This window comes from Microbacterium sp. B19, from assembly GCF_000333395.1.
Classification (GTDB): domain Bacteria; phylum Actinomycetota; class Actinomycetes; order Actinomycetales; family Microbacteriaceae; genus Microbacterium.
Window position 1 is genome coordinate 1 of sequence record NZ_BADA01000238.1, and the last position, 5,333, is coordinate 5,333.

Sequence of the window (5,333 nt, forward strand, 5' to 3'; positions counted from 1 at the left end):
CGGAAAACACCGGCGTCGAGCTGCCGACCCGCGAACAGGTCCTCACCGCGTACGAGCACGTGCGGCACCGCGCGATCGGCCTCGGCGTCGCGCGCGACATCGGATTCCGGCTGCCGACGCTGTGGGTCGCGGAGGGGCACTCGACCATCGCGCCCGTGTGGCTGTACCGCTTCGACCACGCGGCGCCGTTCCTGCGGCTCATCGGTCTCGGCGCCACGCACGCCACCGAGCTGCCGTACCTGTGGGGCAACCTCGTGAGCGGCCCGAAGGACCCGACTTTCAAGCTCGGCGGCCGCCGCGTGGCGGACCTGATCTCGGCGCGGATGCAGGCACGGTGGACCGCCTTCGCACACGGCGAGGAGCCCGAAGCACCCAACGCTCCCGTGTGGCCGACGTTCGAGCTCGACGGCGACGACGCCCGCGCGACGCTCGTGATCGACCGCCACGACGTCGTCACCCAGGACCTCGACGGCGACCTCCGCCGCGCCTGGGGCGACAACGTCCTGTCGTTCTCCTGAGGCGGGAGCTCAGCGCCGGCGGCCGGTGCCGAAGATCCCCCGGATCACGCCGCCCAGGATCGTCTTCGTCGAGCCGCGACCGAGCAGGTCGTCGAGCGGCGACGTCGGGGCGCTGGAGCGCGACCGCGGGGCGGCGGTGCTCTTGAGCAGTCGAGCACGGCCGTCGGCTCGTCGAACACGAGCACCTTGGCATCCCGCGACAACGCCTTGATGATCTCGACGCGCTGCTGCACGCCCACCGGCAGGTCGTCGACGAGCGCGTCGGGGTCGACGTCGAACCCGAAGCGGTCGGAGATCTCCTTGACCTTCGCACGCGCCGCGGCGAGGTCGAGCCGACCGCCGAATTTCGTGGGCTCGTGGCCGAGCATGACGTTCTCGGCGACGGTGAAGACGGGGATGAGCATGAAGTGCTGGTGCACCATGCCGATTCCGGCGCGCATCGCGTCGCCGGGTCCGGCGAAGTGCTGGACGGCGTCGTCCAGCAGGATCTCTCCCCCGTCGGCCTGGTACAGGCCGTAGAGGACGTTCATCAGGGTGGACTTGCCGGCACCGTTCTCGCCGAGCAGGCAGTGGATCTCTCCGGCCTCGACGGTGAGGTCGATGTGATCGTTCGCCACCAGGGATCCGAACGTTTTCGTGATCCCGCGGAGTTCGAGCTTCATGTTCCCGATCCTAAGTTCTGCGGTGCCGCACGCGGGGTGCGGCGGGGACGGACCGCCTCGTGAGCGGATGCCGTCCGGTCGTGCGGGGACGACGGTCGCGGCCCCATAAGGGAGGGGAGGCCGGCACGGAGCCGGCCTCCCCTGGAGAGTGGATCTCTCAGCCGGCCAGGTAGGACTCGACCTTGATCTTGCCGCTGACGATGTCGGCCTTCAGCGCGTCGACCTTGCTGGTGAGGTCGGCGGGCACCCGGTCGGACCAGTCGTGGTACGGCGCGATTCCGACGCCCTCGTTCTCGAGCGTGCCGACGAACGGCGTGGTGTCGAACTCGCCCTTACCGGCGGACACGATCGCGTCCTTGGTGCCGACGTCGATGCCCTTGAGGATCGAGGTCAGGAGCAGGCTGCCGACCGAGGGGTCGGTCTGGAAGACATCGGCGTCGACGCCGACCATGGCGATCTGACGGCCGGAGTCCTGGATGGCGACGGCGGCCGACTGGTAGATCGGGCCACCGACGGGCAGCAGCACGTCGACGTTCTGGTCGATGATGGCCTGCGCGGTCTGACGCGCGGTGTCGTTGGCCTCGAAGCCACCGGTGAACGAGCCGTCCTTGGCGGCGCGGTCCCACCCGACGACGCGCACCGAGGTGCCGTTGTCGGCGTTGTACTTCTCGACGCCCTGGGCGAAGCCGTCCATGAAGATCGTGACGGTCGGGATGTTCATGCCACCGAAGGTGCCCACGACGCCGGTCTTCGAGACGCCCGCGGCGAGGTAGCCCGCGAGGTACGCCGCCTGAGCGGTGTCGAAGATGATCGGCTTGATGTTCGGCGCGTCGGTCTTGCCGTCGAAGTTCTGGTCGACGGTGTCGTCGATCGAGACGTACTGCAGGTCGGGGTTGGCCTGCGCCGACTCGAGGGCCGCGGGGGCCAGGAGGAAGCCGACCGTGATGATCGTGTTGCAGCCCTGGTCGACGAGGCTCGAGAGGTTGGAGGCGAAGTCGGTCTCGGCCTGCGACTGGACCTCGATGGGCTTCTTCGAACCGAGTTCGGCGGCGGCCTGGTCCAGGCCTTCCTTGCCGAGCTGGTTGAACGACTTGTCGTCGAACCCGCCCGAGTCCGAAACCATGCAGGGCAGGTAGTCGCTGGCGCCGGCAGCCGCCGACGAGGCGGTGCTCTCCGGAGCGGCGCCGCAGCCGGCCAGCAGCACGGCTGCGCCGATCATCGCAAGGCCGCTGACGACGGCCTTCTTCGTGGTCTTCACGAATGGTCCTCCAAGACGATGCCCCCAACGGGTTCGGGGGACGATGGAGTCACGTTACCCACTGTGACGAATCGCTTGCGGGCCGGGGCGGCCCGTGGGCGGCAATGGTTACAAAGACGCAATCTCGCGTGATGCGACCGCCACACGATGCCCCGGAAGAGGGACCGGATGCCGCTGTCGACGGCATCCGGTATCAGAGGACGTCGCCGCGCCCGGTGAGCTTGAGCGCGTCCACGACGCCCTTGACGCGCTGCGCGTTCTCGCTGGTGGTCACGAGGAGCGCGTCGGGGGTGTCGACCACGACGATGTCGCGGACGCCGATGAGGCTGATCACGCGCTTCGTCTGCGTCACGACGATGCCGCTCGACGCGTCGGCGAGCACGCGCGCGTCCTCGCCGAGGATCGCCAGTTCATTGCGACCGCCGGAGGAGTTGAGCTTGGAGAGGCTCGCGAAGTCCCCGACGTCGTCCCAGTCGAAGTGCCCGGGGATGACGGCGAGGCGCCCCTTCTCGGCCGCCGGCTCGGCGACGGAGTAGTCGATCGCGATCTTCTTCAGGCCGGGCCAGATGCGGTCCACCGCGGGTCCGCGACGATCACGGTCGTCCCACGCCTCGGCCAGTTCGACCAGGCCGGCGTGCAACTCCGGCTCGTTCACGGCCAGTTCGGCGAGCAGCACATCCGCACGGGTGATGAACATGCCCGCATTCCAGAGGTACGAGCGGTCCGCGAAGTATTCCTTGGCCGTGTCGAGGTCCGGCTTCTCCACGAAACGCTCGACCGTGTAGGCCTCGGGCGCCCCGTCGACGATGAGTTCGTCCGCCTGCCTGATGTATCCGAAGCCGACCGAGGGTTCGGAGGGCTGGATGCCGATGGTGCAGATGTATCCGGCGCGCGCGACCGCGACGGCCTGGCGCACGGCGAAATCGAACTGCCGCGTCTGGCGGATGACGTGGTCGGCGGCGAACGAACCGATGATGACGTCGGGCTCGCGACGGACGAGGATCGCGGCGGCCAGTCCGATGGCGGCGCTCGAGTCGCGCGGCTCGGACTCGAGGAAGACGTTGTGGTCGGGAACGCCGGGGAGCTCGCGCTCGACGGCGGCGCGGTGCGCGCGCCCCGTGACGACGGCGATCCGGTCGACGCCCGACAGCGGCGCGAGCCGGTCCCACGTGTCGCGCAGCAGCGTCTGACCGGAGCCGGTGAGGTCGTGCAGGAACTTGGGGGCATCCGCGCGCGAGAGCGGCCACAGGCGGCTGCCGATCCCCCCGGCGGGGATCACGGCGTAGAAGTCGTCGATAGCAGGTTCGGCCATGGCACCGACCCTACTTGGCCCGTCCCCGCATATCCCCGCTCCATGTGTGAACAACGCAATACGGAAAGTGCCGCGAAACTATCTCGACATCGAGAGAGTGTTAGGCGACCCTCATCCCCCGGATTCATAGCCCGGACGTAGTATCCAAGGGCGCCCGTGTGACGCTCGGGGCCTGCGGAGGCCCCCCACACCGTGTTCGATCAGGGAGGACGACCGTGTCAGCACCAGCACGTGCCACGCCGTCGGTGAAAGAGACCACCTCGAAGAGGCCACGCGGCACTCTCTACCGCGGCCGTGAGGGCATGTGGTCGTGGGTCCTGCACCGCATCACGGGTGTGGCGATCTTCTTCTTCCTTCTGGTCCACATCCTGGACACGGCGCTCATCCGCGTCTCGCCCGAGGCGTACAACGCGGTGATCGGCACCTACAAGAACCCGATCATGGGCCTGGGCGAGGTCGCCCTGGTCGGCGCCATCGCCTACCACGCGTTCAACGGCCTGCGCATCATCGCGGTCGACCTCTGGCCGTGGGCCACGCGTCACCAGCGTCAGCTGTGGTGGGGCGTCCTCGGCCTCTGGGTCGTCACGATGGCCGGGTTCACGCCGCGCCACCTCATCAACGTCTTCAGCGCCGTCACGGGGAGCCACTGATGTCCGTCGCCCAGGAAGCCAGCACGATCCCCGCGCCCCGCACGCCCGCCGTGCGGAAGAAGGGTTCCAACCTCGAGAAGTGGGGATGGATCTACATGCGCGCCTCCGGCGTGCTGCTGATCGTCCTGATCTTCGGGCACCTGTTCGTCAACCTGATGACCGGCGAGGGCATCCACCAGATCGACTTCGCGTTCGTCGCCGGCAAGCTCTCCTCGCCGTTCTGGCAGTGGTGGGACGTCCTGATGCTGTGGCTCGCCCTGATCCACGGCGCGAACGGCATGCGCACGATCGTCAACGACTACGTCACCACCGTCCAGGTGCGTCGCGTGCTCATCGGCGCGATCGTGCTGGCATCCGCGTTCCTCATCCTCCTCGGCACGCTGGTGGTCTTCACCTTCGATCCCTGCCTCGGCGTCACCGAGAGCAGCTCCCTCTGGGAGATCTGCCAGCCGTGAGCCGCGGCATCCTCCTTCCCGACTGAGACAACAGAGGCATTGCACACGTGAGCACTCAGAACAGCGCGGACACGATCGTCAAGGACGGCGTGCACTACCACCAGTTCGACATCGTGATCGTCGGCGCCGGCGGCGCCGGCATGCGCGCGGCGATCGAAGCGGGTCCGGGCGCCAAGACGGCCGTGATCTCCAAGCTCTATCCCACCCGCTCGCACACGGGTGCGGCGCAGGGCGGCATGGCCGCAGCGCTCGCGAACGTCGAAGAGGACTCCTGGGAGTGGCACACCTTCGACACCATCAAGGGCGGCGACTACCTCGTCGACCAGGATGCCGCGGAGATCCTCGCCAAGGAGGCGATCGACGCCGTCATCGACCTCGAGAACATGGGCCTGCCGTTCAACCGCACGCCCGAGGGCAAGATCGACCAGCGCCGCTTCGGCGGGCACACGGCCGACCACGGCAAGACCCCGGTGCGCCG

At 68.3% G+C, this 5,333-nt stretch carries 6 protein-coding genes and 1 pseudogene; 4 read left to right on the forward strand and 3 right to left on the reverse strand.

From position 1 onward, the window contains the following. The coding region (locus I5G_RS09125) for a carboxylesterase family protein (RefSeq protein WP_022878787.1) at positions 1–518 on the forward strand (518 nt) is incomplete at its 5' end. Between the two features lie 152 nt (positions 519–670). Here I5G_RS09125 and I5G_RS09130 read toward each other — a convergent pair. From I5G_RS09130 to I5G_RS09140, 3 genes and pseudogenes are all read right to left on the reverse strand, one after another. Next, positions 671–1,180 (reverse strand): annotated as a pseudogene (locus tag I5G_RS09130) (ATP-binding cassette domain-containing protein); the annotation flags it as partial. Between the two features lie 157 nt (positions 1,181–1,337). After that, positions 1,338–2,438: a BMP family protein gene (locus tag I5G_RS09135; RefSeq protein ID WP_022878789.1), complete on the reverse strand. Its 1,101-nt coding sequence runs from the start codon at positions 2,436–2,438 to the stop codon at positions 1,338–1,340. A 193-nt stretch (positions 2,439–2,631) separates the two neighbouring features. Further along, entirely contained in the window at positions 2,632–3,750 is a 1,119-nt protein-coding gene (locus I5G_RS09140; protein WP_022878790.1) for a mannose-1-phosphate guanylyltransferase, read from the reverse strand. A 215-nt stretch (positions 3,751–3,965) separates the two neighbouring features. Here I5G_RS09140 and sdhC point away from each other — a divergent pair, with 215 nt between their 5' ends. From sdhC to I5G_RS09155, 3 genes are all read left to right on the forward strand, one after another. Beyond that, entirely contained in the window at positions 3,966–4,400 is a 435-nt protein-coding gene (gene sdhC / locus I5G_RS09145) for a succinate dehydrogenase, cytochrome b556 subunit (RefSeq protein ID WP_022878791.1), read from the forward strand. After that, positions 4,400–4,855 carry a succinate dehydrogenase hydrophobic membrane anchor subunit gene (locus tag I5G_RS09150; protein WP_022878792.1) on the forward strand — a complete coding sequence of 152 codons (456 nt, stop codon included), beginning with the start codon at positions 4,400–4,402 and terminating at the stop codon, positions 4,853–4,855. Before sdhC ends, I5G_RS09150 begins: the two co-directional genes overlap by 1 nt. 47 nt (positions 4,856–4,902) lie before the next feature. Then, the coding region (locus I5G_RS09155) for an FAD-binding protein (protein WP_026095802.1) at positions 4,903–5,333 on the forward strand (431 nt) is incomplete at its 3' end.